This window comes from Kitasatospora sp. NPDC001603, from assembly GCF_040298365.1.
In the GTDB taxonomy this organism is placed as follows: domain Bacteria; phylum Actinomycetota; class Actinomycetes; order Streptomycetales; family Streptomycetaceae; genus Kitasatospora.
Genome location: NZ_JBEPAA010000007.1, coordinates 137,992 through 158,949, shown reverse-complemented (window position 1 = coordinate 158,949; position 20,958 = coordinate 137,992). Strand labels below are relative to the sequence as shown.

The window sequence follows — 20,958 nt, the reverse complement described above, 5'->3', positions numbered from 1 at the left end:
GCGGCGCCGCCCTGCGTCGTCACTCGTCATCCAGCACCCGGCGGGATTGCCCGGAACTGGTCGGCGGCCGGCGCCGCCGCGCCCGTGTTCGGACGCAACGGCACCGGCCTGCGCGGTAGGGGTCAGGCCTGGGCTTCCTCGCCGCCCGCCACCGTCTCCGTACCCTCGGCCACCTCGGTGGACTCGGCGTCGGACGCCTCGTCCTCCAACAGCTCCTCGCCCTCGGCCTCCGCGTTGCGGGCCATGCCCACCACCGCGTCGCGCTTTCCGAGGTTGATCAGTTGGACGCCCATGGTGTCACGTCCGGTTTCACGAACCTCGGAAACCCTCGTGCGGATCACCCCGCCCGAGAGGGTGATCGCCATGATCTCGTCGCTGTCGTCCACCACCAGGGCGCCGACCAGCGATCCGCGGCCCTCGACGATCTTCGCCGCCTTGGTGCCGAAACCGCCGCGCCCCTGGACACGGTACTCGTCCACCCCGGTGCGCTTGGCGTAGCCACCGTCGGTGGCGGTGAAGACGTACGTCCCCGGCCGGACCACGTTCATCGACAGCAGTTCGTCGTCCTCGCGGAAGGACATGCCCTTGACGCCGGAGGTGGCGCGGCCGGTGGGCCGCAGCGCGTCGTCGGTCGCGGTGAAGCGGATCGACTGGGCCTTGCGGGAGACCAGCAGCAGGTCGTCCTCGGCGGAGACCAGCTCGGCGCCGATCAGCTCGTCGTCCCGGCCCTCCTCGTCCTGGCGCAGGTTGATCGCGATCAGGCCGCCGGAGCGGGGCGAGTCGTAGTCCTTGAGCGCGGACTTCTTCACCAGACCGGCCCGGGTGGCGAGCACGAGGTACGGCTTGTCCTCGTAGGTGCGCACCGCCATCACCTGGGTGATGTGCTCCTCCGGCTGGAAGGCCAGCAGGTTGGCCACGTGCTGGCCGCGGGCGTCCCGGCCGGCGTCCGGCAGCTCGTAGCCCTTGGCCCGGTAGACCCGGCCCTTGTTGGTGAAGAACAGGATCCAGTTGTGGGTCGTCGTCACGAAGAAGTGGTCGACGATGTCGTCCTGCTTGAGCTGCGCACCGCGCACGCCCTTGCCGCCGCGCTTCTGCGAGCGGTAGAGGTCGGAGCGGGTCCGCTTGACGTAGCCGCCACGGGTGATCGTGACGACGATGTCCTCCTCGGCGATGAGGTCCTCGATGGAGAGGTCGCCGTCGGAGGGGATGAGGGTGGAGCGCCGCTCGTCGCCGTACTTCTCGACGATCGCGGTCAGCTCCTCGGAGATGATCTCGCGCTGACGGCCCGGGGAGGCCAGGATCGCGTTGTACTCGTCGATCTTGCGCTGCAGCTCGTCGTGCTCGTCCATGATCCGCTGGCGCTCCAGGGCGGCCAGGCGGCGCAGCTGCATCTCCAGGATCGCGTTGGCCTGGAGCTCGTCGATGGCGAGCAGCTCCATCAGGCCGCTGCGGGCGGCGTCGGCGCTGGCCGAGGCCCGGATCAGCGCGATGACCTCGTCGATCATGTCCAGGGCCCGCAGCAGGGCGCGCAGGATGTGCGCCCGCTCCTCGGCCTTGCGCAGCCGGAAGGTGGTGCGCCGGACGATGACGTCGACCTGGTGGTTGACCCAGTGCCGGATGAAGGCGTCGAGCGAGAGCGTGCGCGGCACGCCGTCGACCAGCGCCAGCATGTTGGCGCCGAAGTTGGTCTGCAGGTCGGTGTGCTTGTAGAGGTTGTTCAGCACGACCTTGGCGACGGCGTCCCGCTTGAGCACGATGACCAGGCGCTGGCCGGTGCGCGAGGAGGACTCGTCGCGGACGTCGGCGATGCCGGCGACCTTGCCGTCCTTGACCAGGTCGGCGATCTTCAGCGCGAGGTTGTCCGGGTTGACCTGGTAGGGCAGCTCGGTGATCACCAGGCACTGGCGGCCCTGGATCTCCTCGACCTCGACCACCGCGCGCATGGTGATCGAGCCGCGCCCGGTGCGGTACGCCTCCTCGATCCCGCGGCGGCCGACGATCAGCGCGCCGGTCGGGAAGTCCGGGCCCTTGATCCGCTCGATCAGGGCCTCCAGCAGCTCCTCGTTGGAGGCCTCCGGGTGCTCCAGCGCCCAGAGCGCGCCGGAGGCGACCTCGCGCAGGTTGTGCGGCGGGATGTTGGTGGCCATGCCGACCGCGATGCCGGTGGCACCGTTGACCAGCAGGTTGGGGATGCGCGCGGGCAGGACGGTGGGCTCCTGCGAGCGGCCGTCGTAGTTGGCGGCGAAGTCGACGGTCTCCTCGTCGATGTCGCGCATCATCTCCATGGCCAGCGGCATCAGCTTGCACTCGGTGTAGCGCATGGCCGCGGCCGGGTCGTTGCCCGGCGAGCCGAAGTTGCCGTTGCCGTCCACCAGCGGCATCCGCAGCGACCACGGCTGGGCCAGGCGGACCACGGTGTCGTAGATCGAGGTGTCACCGTGCGGGTGGTAGTTGCCCATGACGTCGCCGACGACGCGGGCGCACTTGTAGTAGCCCTTCTCGGGGCGGTACCCGCCGTCGTACATGGCGTAGAGCACGCGCCGGTGCACCGGCTTGAGGCCGTCGCGGACCTCGGGCAGCGCACGGCTGACGATCACGCTCATCGCGTAGTCGAGGTACGAGCGCTGCATCTCGGTCTCGAGCTCGATCGGCTCGACCCGGGACACGAAGGTGTCGGTGGCGGTACTGGCGTCCGGCTGCTCGCCGTCGGGACGGTTGTCGTCGACCACTGGTGGTCAGTTTCCTTTCACGCGTGACTGGACTGTGCTGGCAGGGGCGGGCCCCGTCACACGTCCAGGAAGCGGACGTCCTTGGCGTTGCGCTGGATGAAGGAGCGGCGGGCCTCGACGTCCTCGCCCATCAGGACGGAGAAGAGGTCGTCGGCGCGGGCCGCGTCCTCCAGGGTGATCTGCTGGAGCAGGCGGTGGGCCTGGTCCATGGTGGTCACCCGCAGTTCCTCGGCGTTCATCTCGCCGAGACCCTTGAAGCGCTGGATCGCGTCGTCCTTGGGCAGCCGGCGACCGGCCGCGACGCCCGCCGCGATGGTGGCGTCGCGCTCGCGGTCGGAGTACACGTAGTCGAAGTCGTCCTTGCCCCACTTGATCTTGTACAGCGGGGGCATCGCGAGGTAGACGTAGCCGGACTCGACCAGCGGCCGCATGAAGCGGAACAGCAGGGTGAGCAGCAGGGTGCGGATGTGCTGCCCGTCGACGTCGGCGTCGGCCATCAGGACGATCTTGTGATAGCGCAGCTTGGACTCGTCGTAGTCCTCCTGGATACCGCAGCCGAAGGCCGAGATCAGCGCCTGGACCTCGGTGTTCTGCAGCACCTTGTCGATCCGGGCCTTCTCGACGTTCAGGATCTTGCCGCGGATCGGGAGGATCGCCTGGATGCGCGGGTCACGGCCCTGCTTGGCGGAGCCGCCGGCGGAGTCGCCCTCGACGATGAAGATCTCGCACTCGGCCGGGTCCTTGGACTGGCAGTCGCTCAGCTTGCCGGGCAGCGAGGCGGACTCCAGCAGGCCCTTGCGGCGGGTCAGGTCCCGCGCCTTCCGGGCGGCCACGCGCGCGGTGGCGGCCTGGATGGACTTGCGGATGATGTCCGAGGCCTCGTTCGGGTTGCGGTCCAGCCAGTCGTTCAGCTGCTCGTGGACCACCCGCTGGACGAAGGTCTTCGCCTCGGTGTTGCCCAGCTTGTCCTTGGTCTGGCCCTCGAACTGCGGCTCGCCGAGCTTGACCGAGATGATCGCGGTCAGACCCTCGCGGATGTCCTCGCCGGAGAGGTTGTCGTCCTTCTCGCGGAGCAGCTTCTTGTCCCGCGCGTAGCGGTTGACCAGGCCGGTCAGCGCCGCGCGGAAGCCCTCCTCGTGGGTACCGCCGCCGTGGGTGTGGATGGTGTTGGCGAACGAGTAGACCCCCTCGGTGTACGAGGAGTTCCACTGCATCGCGACCTCCACGGAGATCGTCTTCTCCTTGTCCTCCGCCTCGAAGTCGATCACCGAGGGGTGGATCACGTCGCCCTTGCGGGAGTTCAGGTGGGCGACGAAGTCGGCGATGCCGCCGTCGTACCGGTACGTGACGGAGAGCGGGTTGCCCTCCTCGTCCGCGTGCTCCGGCCGCTCGTCGGTCAGCGAGATGGTCAGGCCCTTGTTGAGGAACGCCATCTCCTGGAAGCGCCGGGAGAGCGTCTCGAAGGAGTAGACCGTGGTCTCGAAGATGTCCGGGTCGGCCCAGAACGTGACGGTGGTGCCGGTCCGCTCGGTCGGCTCGCCCTTCACCAGGGCGGCGGTCGGCGCGCCCATCTTGTATTCCTGGGTCCAGAGGTGCCCGTCCCGGTGGATCTCCACCGCGAGACGGGTGGACAGGGCGTTCACCACCGAGACGCCGACGCCGTGCAGGCCGCCGGAGACGGCGTAGCCGCCGCCGCCGAACTTGCCGCCCGCGTGCAGGACGGTGAGCACGACCTCGACGGCCGGCTTCTCCTGGCCGGGGACGATGTCCACCGGGATGCCTCGGCCGTTGTCGACGACGCGGACCGCGCCGTCGGCGAGGAGCGTGACGTCGATGGTGTCGGCGTACCCGGCCATCGCCTCGTCGACGGAGTTGTCCACGACCTCCTGCACCAGGTGATGCAGGCCACGCTCACCGGTCGAGCCGATGTACATGCCGGGGCGCTTGCGGACGGCGTCGAGGCCCTCCAGCACCTGGATGTTGCTTCCGGTGTAGGTGCTCTCGGCCGCCTGCTCGGTCTGGTCTGGGGTCTGGCTGGGGTTGCCGGAATCGGCCACGAAGCGCCCTCTCTGGCACAGCACGGGCCGCATCCCCGCCCCGTGCGGGCGAGCGTGCGACCACGGCGTTTCGACTCGGTTGCCACTAGCAACAGTGTTTGGCTCTCAGTCTACCGGTAGGACTGACAGAGATGGGCTTTTGGCAGCCCCTGAGGGCAGATACGCCGCCCTGAATCCCCTCTGCACATGTCCCGATACTCGCCCCGGGGGCACAGAGCGCCTGGAAGGGCCGTCAGGGGTTCCGGAAGATTCCGGTCCGCTCGACCGCGGGCGCCCGCGGTCACCCCCAGGTGTCGCCCGGTCCCTTGCTCCCCGGCGCGCGCAGCCGGCCGTAGCCGCGGACCGGCGCGGCCGGCCCCAGCACCTTGATCGTCTTGACCGTGCCGCGGCCCAGCTCGTGATTCAGACGGGCCACCAACTGCCTTGCCAGCCAACGCAGTTGAGTGGCCCAGGCGGTGGAGTCGCACTGCACGGTGAGCACCGCGGCCGCGTCGTCGTAGGAGGTGGGCTCGCAGTGCGCCGAGATGTCGGGGCCGACGATCTGCGCCCAACGGCCCATCACCCCGCCGACCGCCGCCGAGGACTCCCACCCGCGCTCGGTCAGCAGCCGGTTCAGCGCCGCCCCCAGCGGCACCGGGTCACGGCCGTCCGAGCGCGCCCCGCTGCGCAGCCCGTACCGCTTCGCCTCGCGCTTCTCCCGGACCTGCTCGCCCCGCTGGCGGGCCTGCGCCCGGGCCGCCCGCAGCGCCGAACGGGCCAGGTCGGCGCCGGTCGGTGCCGGGCCGCCCGGCTGCCCGGCCTCCGGCTGGTCGGCGGCCGGCGGGAGGGCGGTCAGCGGGAGGGCACCCGGCTGAGGGGTCTTCCCGGTCGGATCGCTCATGGCGATCTCCTTTCCCCAGCCTGTGGACAACGGTCGCGGCTACGCGCCGGTGAGCCGTCCAGCGTACGGGAGCGGACGGGGACGGGGGCACGCCGGACGGCAGGTCGAAGGGGCGGCAGGTGTGGAGGTGCGGTGGAGGAACGGGGCGCGCGGCCGCCGTCCGTCAGGCGTCGACCCGGCGCACCGCACCGTCGGCCACCGAGTACCGGGCCCCGGCCAGGGCCTTCGGCACGTCCTCCGCGACCGCCGCGGTGACCAGGACCTGCTCGCCGCCGGCGACCAGCTCGGCCAGCCGGTCCCGGCGGGTGGCGTCCAGCTCGGCGAAGACGTCGTCGAGGATCAGCACCGGTTCGCCGCCGTCGGCGCGCAGCAGCTCGTAGGAGGCCAGCCGCAGCGCCAGCGCGAACGACCAGGACTCGCCGTGGCTGGCGTAGCCCTTGGCCGGCAGCGGCCCGAGCCGCAGGCCCAGCTCGTCGCGGTGCGGCCCGACCAGCGTCAGACCGCGCTCGACCTCCTGCTTGCGGGCCGCCCGCAGGGCCTGGAGCAGTTGCTCCTCGGCCTGCTCGCGGCTGGTCGGCAGCTCGCCCTCGAAGGAGCTGCGGTACTCCAGCACGGTCTCGCCGCCGGCGGGCGCGAGCTGCCCGTACGCGGCTGTCACCAGCGGTTGCAGGGAGGCGACCAGCTGGATCCGGAAGGCGGTCAGCTCGGCTCCGGCACGTGCCAGGTGGCCGTCCCAGACCTCCAGGGTGGAGAGGTCCGCGCCCTTGCCGCCGCCGGAGCGGCGGGCCATCGCGGCGGTCTTCAGCAGGGCGTTGCGCTGCTTCAGCACCCGCTCGTAGTCCTGCCGGACGCCGGCCAGCCGGGGCGCCCGGGCGGTCAGCAGCTCGTCCAGGAAGCGCCGGCGCTCGCCCGGGTCGCCCTTGACCAGGCTGAGGTCCTCGGGAGCGAACAGCACGGTGCGCAGCAGGCCCAGGACGTCCCTGGGCCGGACGTTGTCGGAGCGGTTGATCCGGGCGCGGTTGGCCTTGCCCGGGGTGATCTCCAGTTCGACCAGGGTGCTGCGGCTCCCGGCCACCACCGAGGTGCGGATCACCGCCCGCTCGGCGCCGAGCCGGATCAGCGGGGCGTCGGTGGCCACCCGGTGGCTGCCCAGGGTGGCGATGTAGCCGATCGCCTCGACCAGGTTGGTCTTGCCCTGGCCGTTGGGCCCGACGAACGCCGTCACGCCCGGGTCGAGGGGAACCTCGGCCCGGGCGTAGGAACGGAAGTCGGCGAGCGACAGATGCGCGACGTGCATGGCTGTGGACTGCGCTCGCCTTCTGTGGACGTCCCGGTGGGGCGGACTACTTCGACTCGACCGCGTGGCCGCCGAACTGGTTGCGCAGCGCGGCGATCATCTTCATCTGCGGCGAGTCGTCCTGGCGGGACGCGAACCGGGCGAAGAGCGAGGCGGTGATCGCGGGCAGCGGCACGGCGTGGTCGATCGCGGCCTCGACCGTCCAGCGGCCCTCGCCGGAGTCGGCGGCCCAGCCCTTGAGCTTGGCCAGGTGCTCGTCGTCGTCCAGCGCGCGAACGGCGAGGTCCAGCAGCCAGGAGCGGATGACCGTGCCCTCCTGCCAGCTGCGGAAGACCTCGCGCACGTCGGTGACCTCGGGGGCCGCCTCCAGCAGCTCCCAGCCCTCGGCGAAGGCCTGCATCATCGCGTACTCGATGCCGTTGTGGACCATCTTGGCGAAGTGGCCGGCGCCGACCGCGCCCGCGTGCACCGAGCCGAAGTCGCCCTCGGGCTTGAGGGCGTCGAAGACCGGCTTCGCCTTGGCGACGTGCTCGGCGTCGCCGCCGTACATCAGCGCGTAGCCGTTCTCCAGGCCCCAGACGCCGCCGGAGACGCCGCAGTCGACGAAGCCGATGCCCTTGGCGGCCAGCGACTCGGCGTGCTTGATGTCGTCCGTCCAGCGGGAGTTCCCGCCGTCCACGACCACGTCGCCGGGGGAGAGCAGCTCGGCGAGCTCGTCCACGGTCGCCTGGGTGGCGGCCCCGGCCGGAACCATGACCCAGACCACGCGCGGGCCCTGGAGCTTGGTCACGAGCTCCTGGAGGCTCTCGACATCGGAGATGTCGGGGTTGCGGTCGTAACCGATGACGGTGTGGCCGGCGCGGCGGATCCGCTCGCGCATGTTGCCGCCCATCTTGCCGAGACCGATGAGGCCGAGCTCCATGACCAAGTCCTTACCTGGGGTGACGTGCCTGCCTGCGGCGCCGTTGCCGCGCTGCCCTGAGCCTACGCGCTGAAGCGCGAGGGCCTCCCCGTGGTCGGGCCGACCGGGGGAGGCCTTCCACAGGCTGGACGCCCGGGCTGTGGACAACCCGGGCGACGCGCGCTCGTGACACCGGCGGGGCGGCCGGAGCCGCCCCGGGCGGTCGGTCAGCCGGAGAGGCGGACCGGCATGATCAGGTACTGGTAGGCCTCGTCGGCCTCGGTGTCCACCGAGGCCTTGCCGCTGAGCAGCGCCGGCTTCGTCGGCGTGGTGAAGCTCAGCTGGGCGTAGGCGGAGTCGATGGCCTTGAGGCCCTCCTCCAGGTAGCCCGGGTTGAAGGCGATCGAGATGTCGTCGCCCTCCAGGTCCGCGTCGATCCGCTCGGTGGCCTGGGCGTCGTCGCCCGAACCGGCCTCCAGCGTCAGCACGCCCTGCTCGAAGTTGAGCCGGACCGGGGTGTTGCGCTCGGCGACCAGCGAGACGCGCTTGAGCGCCTCCAGGAAGGGCTGCGTCTGGATCGCGGCGACGGCGCTGAACTCCGTCGGGAAGAGGCTGCGGAACTTGGGGAACTCGCCCTCCAGCAGCCGGGTGGTGGTCCGGCGGCCGGCGCCCTCGAAGCCGATCAGGCCCTCGCCCGCGCCGCCCGAGGACAGCGCGATCGAGACGGTGTCGCCGCTGCCCAGGGACTTGGCGATGTCCTGCAGCGTCTTGGCGGGGACCAGCGCGACCGCCGAGATGTCCGGCTGCTCGGGCTTCCACAGCAGCTCGCGGACGGCGAAGCGGTAGCGGTCGGTGGCGGCCAGGGTGATCCGGTCGCCCTCGATCTCGACCCGCACACCGGTGAGCACCGGGAGGGTGTCGTCGCGGCCGGCGGCCACCGCGGCCTGGCTGACCGCCGAGGCGAACACGTCACCGGAGACGGTGCCGGTCGCGGTCGGCATCTGGGGCAGGGCCGGGTACTCGTCCACCGGCAGGGTGGGGAGGGTGAACCGGGAGCTGCCGCAGACCACGCTGACCCGCTGGCCGTCGGTGGAGATCTCCACAGGCCGGTTGGGAAGGTTGCGCGAGATGTCGTTCAGCAGCCGGCCGGAGACCAGCACGGTGCCGGCCTCCTCGACGTCCGCCTCCAGCTCGACCCGGGCCGAGACCTCGTAGTCGAAGCCGGACAGCGCCAGGCTGCCCTCCTGCGCCGTCAGCAGCAGGCCGGCCAGCACCGGCACCGGCGGCCGTGCCGGGAGGCTGCGGGCAGCCCAGGCCACCGCCTCCGCGAGGACGTCACGCTCCACCCGGAACTTCACCGGTAACCGCCTCCTGGATCGAGCGCTCCCGCTCGCAAAGTCTGGTTGGTCTGATCTTGGTCGTCGGTGCGGCCGGCCGCCGAGCTCTGCCACTCCGCATCCAGTCGCAGAGGACAGTCTGACGTACTCCACCGACAGACGGGGCAGACGGGCGGAAGCAGGCCGAACAGATGTCGGGGAGCGGTTGTCCACAGATTTCGGCCCCACCTGCTTTCAAGCCCTTCAACTGGTCTATAGGTGTAGTGGTAGTAGTAGGGCCTGTGGAAACCGTGGATAACCCTGTTCGTGCAGGTCAGACCCAGTTTTTTGTCCACAGGAGGTGTGGACGGCGGCTGTGGACGAACAGGGCCCGCTGTGGACAGCGGAGCGTTACCCACAGGGCACGTTGGGTATCCACAGGTTATCCCCAGCGCTGTCCCCAGATCCGGGCCCGGTTATCCACGGGGGCCGGTCAACTTTTCGTGACGCCTTTCACACCAGGGCATGAACGCGGGCCCACGGTTGTCGAACTGTGGACGCGGCTGTGGACAACCTGGGGATAACCGCCGTCACCCTGGGGACAACCGGTGGACAACCCGAATGGCCCACTGACGGCCCGCCAATTGTCCACAGCCTGTGGATAACTGTTGTGCACAAGTCCACAGGCACCTGACCTGCGCGGAAGAGCGTAGCGGCGCGCGGCCTGTGGAGGAATTCTGGATAACTCGCGGGCCGGTGGCCTGTGGACGGTGGAGAACCGGCTCCGCCTGTGGACAACGGCCCTGCGCGCCCGGGGTGTTCGAATCACCGGTCAGATGTTCGGCGCGGGCGGCGGACTGGCGGAGCGTCCGTCGGGGCATTCCTGCCCAGCCGATCGGCGACGCACACCTCCGGATATGCCGAAAGGGCGTCAGGATCGCTCCTGACGCCCTCGCAGGGGTGCGGACGGCCCGTCCGTCCGGTCCGGCTAGCTCTTGATGCGGTTGGTCAGTTCGGTGACCTGGTTGTAGATCGAGCGCCGCTCGGCCATCAGCGACCGGATCTTGCGGTCGGCGTGCATCACCGTGGTGTGGTCGCGGCCGCCGAACTGCGCGCCGATCTTCGGCAGCGAGAGGTCGGTCAGCTCCCGGCAGAGGTACATGGCGATCTGGCGCGCCGTCACCAGCACCCGGCTGCGGGAGGATCCGCAGAGGTCGTCCACGCCCAGCCCGAAGTAGGCGGCGGTCTGCTGCATGATGACCTGCGCGGTGATCTCCGGTCCGGCGTCCTCGTCCCCGCCGGGGATGAGGTCCTTGAGGACGATGCCGGCCAACTCCAGGTCCACCGGCGCCCGGTTGAGGTTGGCGAAGGCGGTGACCCGGATCAGGGCGCCCTCCAACTCCCGGATGTTGCGGGTGATCCTGGACGCGATGAACTCCAACACGTCCGCCGGGGCGTTGAGTTGCTCCTGGATCGCCTTCTTGCGCAGGATCGCGATCCGGGTCTCCAGCTCCGGCGGGGTGACGTCGGTGATCAGCCCCCACTCGAAGCGGTTGCGCAGCCGGTCCTCCAGCGTGATCAGCTGCTTGGGCGGCCGGTCGGACGAGAGGACGATCTGCTTGTTCGCGTTGTGCAGGGTGTTGAAGGTGTGGAAGAACTCCTCCTGCGTGGACTCCTTGCTCGCCAGGAACTGCACGTCGTCCACCAGCAGGATGTCCATGTCCCGGTACCGCTTGCGGAACGCGTCCGCCTTGCCGTCCCGGATCGAGTTGATGAACTCGTTGGTGAACTCCTCCGACGACACGTAGCGCACCCGGGTGCCCGGGAAGAGGCTGCGCGAGTAGTGCCCGATGGCGTGCAGCAGGTGGGTCTTGCCCAGCCCGGACTCGCCGTAGATGAAGAGCGGGTTGTACGCCTTGGCCGGGGCCTCGGCGACGGCCACCGCCGCCGCGTGCGCGAAGCGGTTGCTCGCGCCGATGACGAAGGTGTCGAAGAGGTACTTGGGGTTCAGCCGGGCCGCGGGCTCGTCCTTGCGGGAGCCGCCGGCCGGGGGAGCGCCGGGCGGGGCCGGCACGCCGGGGACGGCCGCGCGGTCGGTGGCGCGCTCGGGGCCGGGCTTCTCCGCGGGCCGGCCGGGGGCCGGGCGCCCGCCGGGACCGCGCCGGGCACCGCCGGTCCGCGGGTGCTCGCCGGGGCCGGGGCCGTAGGCGCCGCCGAAAAGGTCGCCCTGGGTGGTCGACGAGGGGCCGTGCGCCGGGCGGGGAGCCGGGCGCTGGGCGGGCGGCTCCTGCTCGGGGTAGCCGGAACCGTGCTCGGGATAGCCCTGGTGGCTCTGGTGACCCTGGTGACCCTGGTGGCTTTGGTGGCTCTCCCAGGGCTGGTTCTGCGGCGGGCCGCCGTAGCCGCCGCCCGGCGGCCGGCCCGAGCCGTACGCCGGCGCCTGGTGCTCCTGGTAGCCGCCGCCGTCGTCGTACCGGTCGTGCTCGTAGCCGGACTCGGAGTCGTAGCGGCGCTCGTAGCCCTGGTGCCCGTAGTCGCCGCCGTCGTCGCGCTGGTACGGCTCGCCGGCCGGCGGCTCGTCCTGCGCGGGCGCGGGGGTGGTGGGGACGGCGTTGGCGTCGACCATCACCGCGATCCGGACCGGGCGGCTGAGTTCGCGGCTGAGCGCCTCGGTCAGCTGGGGCAGCAGTCGCCCCTCCAGCACCTGCTTGGCCCGCTCGTTGGGGGTCGCCAGCAGGGCGGTGTCGTGCATCATCCACATCGGCTGGGTGCGCTGCACCCACTGCTTGTCCATCTCCCCGACGTCCGGGTCGCTGACCAGCCGCTCGACGACTCTCGCCCAGACCGGGACGAGGTCGCTGTTGACATCAGCCACTGGTGCACGCTTTCTCGGTTCCCCGCGGCTCCAGCAGGGGTGGTGGATCAAGAGACTGTGGATCTGTGTCCGTTGACGAAGAACAAAACCAGACAAGTCCTGCAACGGTAGTCAGCGAACAGAGCCGGATCAAGTCGTTGTCCACAGGCTGTGGGCGACGGGGGCCGTGCGCGCGGCCCGGGGCGTCCGTCGTGAAGGGCTGGTTTGACCCTCGCGCCCCGTCCCGCGTACCGTAACCAGGTCGAGTTGTCGATGGCCGCTGCCGCATGTCCGCGGGTCCACCCGCTCCATAAGGCGCGCAGCACGGGCGCCGTGGATTGCCCTGAACCCCAGCCGAACTGGGAGGACGGGTCGGATTTCCGTATCAGGGGAGATCACGCGGACGCACGGTGACGGCCAAGCGACTTCCCGTCATCCTACGATTCACCTCAGGAGCCCCCGAGTGAGCAAGCGCACCTTCCAGCCGAACAACCGTCGCCGCGCGAAGACCCACGGCTTCCGGCTGCGTATGCGTACCCGCGCCGGCCGTGCCATCCTGGCCGCCCGCCGTGGCAAGGGCCGCAGCGCCATCTCCGCCTGATCCGCGCCAGAGTCTGTTGTGCTGCCCTCCGAGAATCGGCTGCGGCGGCGCCAGGACTTCGCGACCGCGGTGAAACGCGGTCGCCGGGCCGGCCGGCCCCTACTGGTCGTCCATCTCAGCAGAGACGGCGACCTCACGGGGCAGGCCGACCGGGCCAGCGACTCCCGCCCGCACGTCGCCGAGGGGACTCCTTCGGCGCGTGCGGGTTTCGTCGTGAGCAAGGCCGTCGGTCCGGCGGTCGTCCGTAACCTGGTCAAGCGCCGACTGCGCCACCTCGTCCGTGATCGTCTCTCCGGGCTGCCCGCCGGTAGCCTGATAGTGGTGCGTGCGCTGCCCCCGGCCGCGTCCGCCTCGTACCAGGACCTGGAACGCGACCTGGACGCGGCGCTCAAGCGGCTGCTGAAGGCGGAGCCCGCCGTGACGGCGCCGACGGGAGCAGGTCGATGAAGTACCTGCTGATGGGTCTGATCAGGGTCTACCAGTGGACCATCAGCCCGCTGCTCGGTCCGGTCTGCCGCTATTACCCCTCCTGCTCGCACTACGGCTTCGAGGCCGTGAAGGTGCACGGGGCGGTCAAGGGCGGCGGCCTGACCGTGTGGCGCATCCTGCGCTGCAATCCGTGGACGCCCGGCGGGGTCGATCATGTTCCGCCGCGCAAGCACCCGGTGTGGCACCGCCGGCTGCGTGACCTGCTGAACCGCGGGTCCGCCGCCGATCAGCCGGTCGCCACGCCCCCCGCCGGTCCGGACCCAGAGGGCCCGGCGACCATTGGTCCCGTGGGGCCGATCCCAATGTCCAAGGAGCCTGACCGGTGACCTTCTCCTTCCTGAACCCCCTGTACACAGCGGTGTCCTGGATCATCGTCCAGTTCCACTCGCTGTACAGCCACGTCTTCGACCCGAACGGTGGCTGGGCCTGGGGTCTTGCCATCGCCTCGATGGTGGTCGTCATCCGGATCTGCCTGATCCCGCTCTTCGTGAAGCAGATCAAGGCGACCCGGGCCATGCAGGCGATCCAGCCGAAGATGAAGGCCATCCAGGAGCGCTACAAGAACGACAAGCAGCGCCAGTCCGAAGAGATGATGAAGCTGTACAAGGAGGCGGGTACCAACCCGTTCTCCAGCTGCCTTCCCATCATCGTGCAGGCGCCGTTCTTCACCGCCCTCTACGGCGTGCTCGCCAAGGTCGCCAAGAGCGAGCCGATCGGCGTCATCCACGGCGACCTGCTGACCAGCGCCGGCCAGGCGCACATCTTCGGCGCCCCGCTGTCGGCGACCTTCCTCGGCAGCAGCGAGGTCAGCGTCAAGATCGTCACCGCGGTGATGATCATCCTGATGTCGCTGTCGCAGTTCATCACGCAGCGCCAGCTGATGACCAAGAACGTCGACCTCACGATCAAGACGCCGTTCATGCAGCAGCAGAAGATGCTGATGTACGTCTTCCCGATCATGTTCGCCGTGATGGGCATCAACTTCCCCGTCGGTGTGCTGGTCTACTGGCTGACCACCAACGTCTGGTCGATGGGCCAGCAGCTGATCGTCATCCGGAACAACCCGACGCCCGGCAGCAAGGCCTGGGACGAGCGCCAGGTCCGGCTGAAGAAGAACGGCCGCCTCAACCCGGACGGCTCGGAGATCAAGGGCGCCCTCTGGGGCATGCTGCCTCCGAAGAAGACGGCCGCGTCCGCCGAGGCCGTCGTCGAGGACGCGGTGCAGGTGCGCCGCCAGCAGCCGCGCAAGCAGACCAAGTCGCAGCGCCAGCACACCGGTGCCGCTCCGACGGCCAGCCTCACCAAGGACGCCCCGGCCCCGGCCGAGGAGTCCGAGGCCGCGGTCCCGGCCGAGTCCGCCGGTGCCAAGCCGACCGCGACCAGGCCCTCCGGGGCCAAGTCCGGCCCGGCCCGGCAGGGCGGCCGGCAGCAGCCGAAGCGCGGTGGGCAGGGCGGCCAGCGGCCGAAGAAGAAGTCCTGACCGACCGGCCCCGGACCGTCCCAGCGGCCCTCTGAACCTCGTTCCCGGCCCACCATCCGGGCCCATCCCCGAAGGAGTCCATCAGTGACGGAAGGCACCACCTCCGCCGTCGAGGTCGAGGCCGCTTCCAGCGCCGACGAGAGCCTCGTCTCCCGCCTGGAGCAGGAGGGCGACATCGCGGCGGACTACCTGGAGGGTCTGCTCGACATCGCCGACCTCGATGGGGACATCGACATGGACGTCGAGGGCGACCGCGCCCTGGTGTCCATCGTCGGCGACGGCAATGACCGCGCCCTGCAGCGCCTGGTCGGCCAGGACGGCGAGGTGCTGGAGGCCCTGCAGGAGCTGACCCGGTTGGCTGTCCACCGGGAGACCGGCGAGCGCAGCCGCCTCATGCTGGACATTGCCGGCTTCCGCGCCCGCAAGCGCACCGAGCTGGCCGAGCTCGGGGCCCAGGCCGCGGAGCAGGTCAAGAGCTCGGGGGAGCAGGTCAAGCTGCGGGCCATGACGCCCTTCGAGCGCAAGGTCGTGCACGACGCCGTCGCCGCGGCCGGTCTGCGCAGTGAGTCGGAGGGCGAAGAGCCCCAGCGGTGCGTGGTCGTGTTGCCGGCCTGACACCGGGGAAGTCGATGACCGGCCGCTTCGGCGACCGGTGACCTTCAGAGGACTCGACCCCGTCCGCCTCGTGCGGGCGGGGTCGTCGTCCCTTCGCGGGGCGTGGCCCGGCGAAAGATGTTTCACGTGAAACAGTGCGGAGAGCGGGTCGGTGGATCCGGGGAGCGGAGAGGTCGAGATGGACACGGAGAGCGCGGCAGCCGGGGATCCGGCGGCGGGTGCCGGTAGTTCGGCCGCTGAGGGCCCGGGCGCCGAAGGCGCGGCGGCCGAGGGGCTGGCCGCCGCCCCGGCCGTGGCTCGGGAGGTCTTCGGTGACCGCTACGAGGCGGCGGTCCGCTACACCGAGCTGCTGGCCACCGCGGGAGTCCAGCGCGGGCTGATCGGCCCTCGCGAGGTGCCCCGGCTCTGGGACCGCCACGTGCTGAACTGCGCGGTGCTCGCCGAGCTGCTGCCGCCCGGGTCGACCCTGTGCGACGTCGGCTCCGGGGCCGGGCTGCCCGGCATCCCCGTCGCGCTGGCGCGCCCGGACGTCTCGGTGACGCTGCTGGAGCCGCTGCTGCGCCGCACCACGTTCCTGGAGGAGGTGGTCCGTGAGCTCGGCCTGGAGAACGTCACCGTGCTGCGCGGGCGCGCCGAGGAGATGGTCGGCAAGCTCGCGGTGGACGTGGTGACCGCCCGGGCGGTGGCACCGCTGGACCGGCTCGCCGGCTGGGGCATGCCGCTGCTGCGCCCGCACGGCCAGATGCTGGCGCTCAAGGGGGACAGCGCCGAGCAGGAGCTGGCCGACTCGCGGGCCGGGCTGGCCAAGCTGGGCGCGGTCGAGTGGACGGTCATCTCGGTGGGCGAGGGCACGCTGGAGACCTCGACCCGGGTGATCCAGGTGAAGGCGGGGGAGAGCCCCGGCGGGGTCAAGGCGGCGACCCGGCGGGCCCGGGCGGCCCGGGCCGGGCGCAACGCCGGGGCCCCGCGCACCGGTGAGCGGAGCCGGGGCGGACGGCGCCGCAGCCGCTGAGCGGGCGGGAGCGGGAACGGGCGGGTGGTCTTCGGACCACCCGCCCGTTCGGCGTTCCGGCCGCGCGCGGTCGTCGTCCCCGGCACCCGGGCCCGCGCCGAAGGAGCCGGCGGCGGGCCCGGTGACACCGGAGCGACCGGCGGGCGGCCGACCGGGTGACTCCCGGCCACCGGAGTGTCGCACCATCAGAATTCCGACATTGCGGGCATGGTGTTTCACGTGAAACGTCGCTCCCTGCTTTCCGGAATCCTCAGTCGCAGCCGGGCGGCGACTGTTGCCGCTCCGGTTTCACGTGAAACACTGACCCCCATGCAGGACTCGGAGACCATCGACCAGATCGATGACACGCCCATCGCACGGGCTGCCCAGGCTGCGGTACAGGCGATCGGCCGAGCGGGCGAGGGTCTTCCCCGACCTGTCGCGACCCGGGTGATCGTGGTGGCCAACCAGAAGGGCGGGGTGGGCAAGACCACCAGCACCGTCAACATGGCGGCCTCGCTCGCGATGCACGGACTGCGCGTGCTGGTGGTGGACCTCGATCCGCAGGGCAACGCCTCCACGGCGCTCGGCATCGACCACCACGCCGAGGTGCCGTCGATCTACGACGTGCTGGTGGAGGGCAAGCCGCTGGCCGACGTGGTGCAGCCGGTGGTGGACGTCGAGGGGCTCTTCTGCGTCCCCGCCACCATCGACCTGGCCGGCGCGGAGATCGAACTGGTCTCGCTGGTCGCCCGGGAGAGCCGGCTGCAGCGCGCCATCGCCGCCTACGAGCAGCCGCTGGACTACATCCTGATCGACTGCCCGCCCTCGCTCGGCCTGCTGACGGTCAACGCGCTGGTGGCCGGCCAGGAGGTGCTGATCCCGATCCAGTGCGAGTACTACGCGCTGGAGGGCCTCGGCCAGCTGCTGCGCAACGTCGAGCTGGTCCGCGCGCACCTCAACCCCACGCTGCACGTCTCCACCATCCTGCTCACCATGTACGACGCCCGGACCAGGCTGGCCGCCCAGGTGGCCGAGGAGGTCCGGACGCACTTCCAGCAGGAGGTGCTGCAGACCGCGATCCCGCGCTCGGTCCGGATCTCCGAGGCGCCCAGCTACGGTCAGACGGTGATCACCTACGACCCGGGTTCGACCGGCGCGCTCTCCTACCTGGAGGCCGCCCGCGAGCTGGCGATGCGGGCGCCGGGCATCGGTACCGGTGGCACGCTGGTCGGTCAGCAGCGGGCGGGTCAGCAGCAGGGCAGCGAGCCGGGGCAGCACGCCCCGATGGCACAGCACGGCACGACGGAGGGCAATCGGTGAGTGGTCGCAGGGGTCTGGGACGAGGGCTCGGAGCGCTGATCGGACCCGCCGCACCGGCGGCCGACGGCGCGGCGACGCAGGCCTCGGCGGCTACGGTGGTGTCCCCCGGGACGGTCTCGCCGGGCGCGGTGCCGCTGCTGCCGACCGGGCGGGGAACGCTGGCGGCCAAGGCGGCCGCCGAGAGCCTGCGGGAGCAGGCCGAGCGGGAGCAGGCGGTCGCCGCACCGGAGCTGGCACAGGTGCCCGGCGCCCGGTTCGCCGAGCTGCCGCTGGACTCGATCACGCCGAACCCGCGTCAGCCGCGCGAGGTCTTCGACGAGGACAAGCTGGCCGAGCTGGTCGCCTCCATCAAGGAGGTGGGCCTGCTCCAGCCGGTGGTGGTGCGCCAGGTCGCACCCGAGCGCTTCGAGCTCATCATGGGCGAGCGGCGCTGGCGGGCCTCCCGGGAGGCGGGCCTGGAGCAGATCCCGGCGATCGTTCGGGCCACCGAGGACGACAAGCTGCTGCTGGACGCCCTGCTGGAGAACCTCCACCGGGCGGAGCTCAACGCGTTGGAGGAGGCGGCCGCCTACGACCAGCTGCTGCGGGACTTCTCCTGCACGCACGACGAGCTGGCGGACCGGATCGGCCGCTCGCGCTCGCACGTCTCCAACACCCTGCGGCTGCTGAAGCTCTCGCCGGGTGTGCAGCGGCGGGTGGCGGCCGGGACGCTGACCGCCGGGCACGCCCGGGCGGTGCTCGGGGTGCCGGACGCCGAGGGCCAGGAGGAGCTGGCCAAGCGGATCATCGCGGAGGGGCTCTCGGTGCGGACCACCGAGGAGCTCGTCATGCTGATGAGCGGCCAGGAGCCGAAGCCCAAGCGCTCGGTCGGACCGCAGGCGGGCAAGCTGCTCTCGCCGGCCTTCAACGACCTGGCGAGCCGGCTCTCGGACCGCTTCGACACCCGGGTCAAGGTGGAGGTCTCGCAGCGCGGCGGCAAGCTGGGCAAGGGCAAGGTCGTCCTGGAGTTCGGCTCGGTGGAGGACCTCAACCGGATCCTGGACAGCCTGGCGCCGGGTGAGGACGGGCTGCGGCTGTCGCAGGGCTGAGCCGGGGCCGACCACGGATCTCGACGGGTGCATGTTCCACGTGAGCGGCTGTTTCACGTGAAACATGCACCCATCGGCGTTCAGGGGGAATGCTCGACTGTGGAGTGGACGAGGAGGTGCGGGGCATGGGACGCCGGATCGTTCCGCTGACGCTGGACAACCTCAAGGACCTGCCGACGACCTGCCGCTCCTGCGTGTTCTGGGAGCTGGATCCGGTCACCGGCCGGGCGGCCGTCGAATCCGGGAAGTCGGAGGCCGAGAAGGAGGGCTGGATCTCCGCGGTGCTGCTGGAGTGGGGATCCTGCGGCCGGGTCGTCTACGTGGACGACGACCCCGCCGGTTTCGTGCTCTACGCCCCGCCGGCGTACGTGCCGCGGTCGCAGTCCTTCCCGACCAGTCCGGTCTCGCCGGACGCCGTTCAGCTGATGATCAGCCGCGTGCTCCCGGGCTACCAGCGGCAGGGGCTCGGCCGGGTGCTGGTGCAGACGGTGGCCAAGGACCTGATGGGGCGCGGGGTCCGGGCGATCGAGGCCTTCGGCGCGGTCGGTCGGCAGTCGCCGAGCTGTGTCCTGCCGGCCGATCATCTGCTGGCGGTCGGCTTCAAGACGATCCGGCCGCACCACCGCTACCCGCGGCTGCGGCTGGAGGCACGCACCACGCTGTCCTGGCGCGGTGACGTCGAGGGCGCGTTGGAGCGGCTGCTGGGCGGAGGCCGGAAGGAGCCCGCGCTGCGACCGTTCTGAGCCGCGCCGTCCGGGGGAACCGGGCAGCCGGGAACGACGATGGCGGCGCCCCCGGGGTGGGGGCGCCGCCATCGCGCTGTGTCGGCCGGAACCGGGCCCGGGGGCCCAGGGCCGACGGCCTAGAGGAAGTCGGCCAGCTCGCGCAGCAGCGCGGCCTTCGGACGGGCACCGGTGATGGACTTCACCGGCTCGCCGCCCTTGTAGACGATCAGCGTCGGGATCGAGATGACGTTGTACTGGGCGGCCGTCTGCTGGTTCGCATCGACGTCGAGCTTGGCGATGGTCAGCTTGTCGGAGTGCTCAGCCGCGATCTCGTCCAGGATCGGGGCGACCTGGCGGCACGGGCCGCACCAGGTGGCCCAGAAGTCGACCAGGACGGGCTTGTCGCTGTCCAGGACGTCGGCCTTGAACGTCGCATCGGTGACGGTAGTGGTGGCGCCGGCCACGGGAACTCCTCGGGGTGGTGCGGAGGGGGTGCTGCCAGGAGAACAACGGGCGGGCCCGTTCTGTTTCTGCCCGGCGGGGTGGGTCGGTGGGGGGTGCTCAGACCGCCACGGTGGCGGCCGCGGCCTCCAGGTCGGCGAGCGAGGCCAGGTAGCGCTCGGCGTCCAGCGCGGCGGAGCAGCCGGTGCCGGAGGCGGTGATGGCCTGGCGGTAGGTGTGGTCGACGACGTCGCCGGCACCGAAGACGCCCGGGATGTTGGTCCGGGTCGAGGGGGCCTCGACCTTCAGGTAGCCCTCGGCGTCCAGCTCCAGCTGACCCTTGAAGAGGTCGGTGCGCGGGTCGTGGCCGATGGCGATGAACAGACCGGTGACGGCCAGCTCGCGGGTCTCGCCGGTGGTGGTGTCCCGCAGGGTGACGCCGCTCAGCTTCGGGTCGCCGTGAATCGCCTCGACCGCGCTGTCCCACTCGAAGCGGATCTTCTCGTCGGCGAAGGCGCGCTCCTGCATCGCCTTGGAGGCACGCAGGGTGTCCCGGCGGTGGATGATCGTGACGCTGCGGGCGAAGCGGGAGAGGAAGGTGGCCTCCTCCAGGGCGGTGTCACCGCCGCCGACCACGGCGATGTCCTGGTCGCGGAAGAAGAAGCCGTCGCAGGTGGCGCACCACGAGACGCCGCGACCGGAGAGCTTGTCCTCGTTCGGCAGGTCGAGCTTGCGGTGCTGCGAACCGGTGGTGACGATCACGGCGCGGGCCCGGTGGACGTTGCCCTCGGAGTCCGTCACGGTCTTGATGTCGCCCGTGAGGTCGACGGCCACGATGTCGTCCGGGATCAGCTCGGCGCCGAAGCGCTCGGCCTGGGCGCGCATGTTGTCCATCAGCTCGGGGCCCATGATGCCGTCCCGGAAGCCGGGGAAGTTCTCGACCTCGGTGGTGTTCATCAGCGCGCCACCGGCGGTGACGGCGCCCTCGAAGACGAGGGGCTTGAGGGCGGCACGGGCGGTGTAGAGCGCAGCCGTGTAGCCGGCCGGGCCGGAACCGATGATGATCACGTTACGGACGTCGCTCACTGCATCTCCTGGTTCGCATCGCGACCCGCGCTAGGGCGGGGAGGGCGGTCCTGCTCCGCCGCCCGGGACAACGACTGACCAGTCT

Annotated in this window: 18 protein-coding genes; 9 read left to right on the top strand and 9 right to left on the bottom strand. The window is 70.9% G+C overall.

From position 1 onward, the window contains the following. Nucleotides 1-122 precede the first annotated feature (122 nt). The 7 genes from gyrA to dnaA all read right to left on the bottom strand — a co-directional run bounded on the left by gyrA (nucleotide 123) and on the right by dnaA (nucleotide 12,055). Entirely contained in the window at nucleotides 123-2,729 is a 2,607-nt protein-coding gene (gyrA, locus tag ABT263_RS07570; protein ID WP_380387630.1) for a DNA gyrase subunit A, read from the bottom strand. Between the two features lie 56 nt (nucleotides 2,730-2,785). Continuing rightward, nucleotides 2,786-4,810, bottom strand: a complete 2,025-nt coding sequence (gene gyrB, locus ABT263_RS07565; protein ID WP_329488805.1) for a DNA topoisomerase (ATP-hydrolyzing) subunit B — start codon at nucleotides 4,808-4,810, stop codon at nucleotides 2,786-2,788. A 256-nt stretch (nucleotides 4,811-5,066) separates the two neighbouring features. Further along, nucleotides 5,067-5,666 carry a DciA family protein gene (locus ABT263_RS07560; RefSeq protein WP_352288580.1) on the bottom strand — a complete coding sequence of 200 codons (600 nt, stop codon included), beginning with the start codon at nucleotides 5,664-5,666 and terminating at the stop codon, nucleotides 5,067-5,069. 163 nt (nucleotides 5,667-5,829) lie between these two features. Continuing rightward, the gene (gene recF, locus ABT263_RS07555; RefSeq protein ID WP_329488803.1) at nucleotides 5,830-6,963 is read right to left on the bottom strand and encodes a DNA replication/repair protein RecF; all 1,134 of its coding nucleotides are present in this window, start codon (nucleotides 6,961-6,963) and stop codon (nucleotides 5,830-5,832) included. 46 nt (nucleotides 6,964-7,009) lie between these two features. Next, nucleotides 7,010-7,885 carry a phosphogluconate dehydrogenase (NAD(+)-dependent, decarboxylating) gene (gnd, locus tag ABT263_RS07550; protein WP_329488802.1) on the bottom strand — a complete coding sequence of 292 codons (876 nt, stop codon included), beginning with the start codon at nucleotides 7,883-7,885 and terminating at the stop codon, nucleotides 7,010-7,012. Between the two features lie 206 nt (nucleotides 7,886-8,091). Then, entirely contained in the window at nucleotides 8,092-9,222 is a 1,131-nt protein-coding gene (gene dnaN / locus ABT263_RS07545; protein WP_329488801.1) for a DNA polymerase III subunit beta, read from the bottom strand. Nucleotides 9,223-10,168: 946 nt separating this feature from the next. After that, a complete protein-coding gene (gene dnaA / locus ABT263_RS07540; RefSeq protein WP_352288578.1) occupies nucleotides 10,169-12,055 on the bottom strand; it encodes a chromosomal replication initiator protein DnaA in 1,887 nt (628 codons plus the stop codon). A gap of 442 nt (nucleotides 12,056-12,497) precedes the next feature. Between dnaA and rpmH the strand changes: the two genes are divergently transcribed. The 9 genes from rpmH (at nucleotide 12,498) to ABT263_RS07495 (ending at nucleotide 19,364) form a co-directional block, all read left to right on the top strand. After that, nucleotides 12,498-12,635 (top strand): 50S ribosomal protein L34, encoded by a 138-nt coding sequence (rpmH, locus tag ABT263_RS07535; protein ID WP_148643823.1) that lies wholly within the window; start codon nucleotides 12,498-12,500, stop codon nucleotides 12,633-12,635. Between the two features lie 18 nt (nucleotides 12,636-12,653). After that, on the top strand, nucleotides 12,654-13,082 hold the full coding sequence (rnpA, locus tag ABT263_RS07530; RefSeq protein ID WP_352288575.1) for a ribonuclease P protein component: 429 nt from the start codon (nucleotides 12,654-12,656) through the stop codon (nucleotides 13,080-13,082). Further along, nucleotides 13,079-13,450: a membrane protein insertion efficiency factor YidD gene (gene yidD, locus ABT263_RS07525; protein ID WP_352288573.1), complete on the top strand. Its 372-nt coding sequence runs from the start codon at nucleotides 13,079-13,081 to the stop codon at nucleotides 13,448-13,450. Before rnpA ends, yidD begins: the two co-directional genes overlap by 4 nt. Next, nucleotides 13,447-14,604, top strand: coding sequence for a membrane protein insertase YidC (gene yidC, locus ABT263_RS07520; RefSeq protein ID WP_352288571.1), 1,158 nt, complete (start codon nucleotides 13,447-13,449; stop codon nucleotides 14,602-14,604). The genes yidD and yidC overlap by 4 nt, the downstream gene beginning before the upstream one ends. A gap of 84 nt (nucleotides 14,605-14,688) precedes the next feature. Further along, nucleotides 14,689-15,219, top strand: a complete 531-nt coding sequence (locus tag ABT263_RS07515) for a Jag family protein (protein ID WP_329488796.1) — start codon at nucleotides 14,689-14,691, stop codon at nucleotides 15,217-15,219. Between the two features lie 178 nt (nucleotides 15,220-15,397). Continuing rightward, on the top strand, nucleotides 15,398-16,231 hold the full coding sequence (rsmG, locus tag ABT263_RS07510; protein WP_329488795.1) for a 16S rRNA (guanine(527)-N(7))-methyltransferase RsmG: 834 nt from the start codon (nucleotides 15,398-15,400) through the stop codon (nucleotides 16,229-16,231). A 309-nt stretch (nucleotides 16,232-16,540) separates the two neighbouring features. Further along, on the top strand, nucleotides 16,541-17,533 hold the full coding sequence (locus tag ABT263_RS07505; protein WP_329488793.1) for a ParA family protein: 993 nt from the start codon (nucleotides 16,541-16,543) through the stop codon (nucleotides 17,531-17,533). After that, nucleotides 17,530-18,621, top strand: a complete 1,092-nt coding sequence (locus tag ABT263_RS07500) for a ParB/RepB/Spo0J family partition protein (RefSeq protein WP_352288568.1) — start codon at nucleotides 17,530-17,532, stop codon at nucleotides 18,619-18,621. Before ABT263_RS07505 ends, ABT263_RS07500 begins: the two co-directional genes overlap by 4 nt. 125 nt (nucleotides 18,622-18,746) lie before the next feature. Beyond that, nucleotides 18,747-19,364: a GNAT family N-acetyltransferase gene (locus ABT263_RS07495; RefSeq protein WP_352288565.1), complete on the top strand. Its 618-nt coding sequence runs from the start codon at nucleotides 18,747-18,749 to the stop codon at nucleotides 19,362-19,364. 119 nt (nucleotides 19,365-19,483) lie between these two features. Here the strand turns inward: ABT263_RS07495 and trxA are convergent, their stop codons facing one another. Next, nucleotides 19,484-19,810, bottom strand: coding sequence for a thioredoxin (gene trxA, locus ABT263_RS07490; protein ID WP_329488790.1), 327 nt, complete (start codon nucleotides 19,808-19,810; stop codon nucleotides 19,484-19,486). 97 nt (nucleotides 19,811-19,907) lie between these two features. After that, nucleotides 19,908-20,873 (bottom strand): thioredoxin-disulfide reductase, encoded by a 966-nt coding sequence (gene trxB / locus ABT263_RS07485; RefSeq protein WP_352288563.1) that lies wholly within the window; start codon nucleotides 20,871-20,873, stop codon nucleotides 19,908-19,910. Between the last annotated feature and the right edge of the window lie 85 nt (nucleotides 20,874-20,958).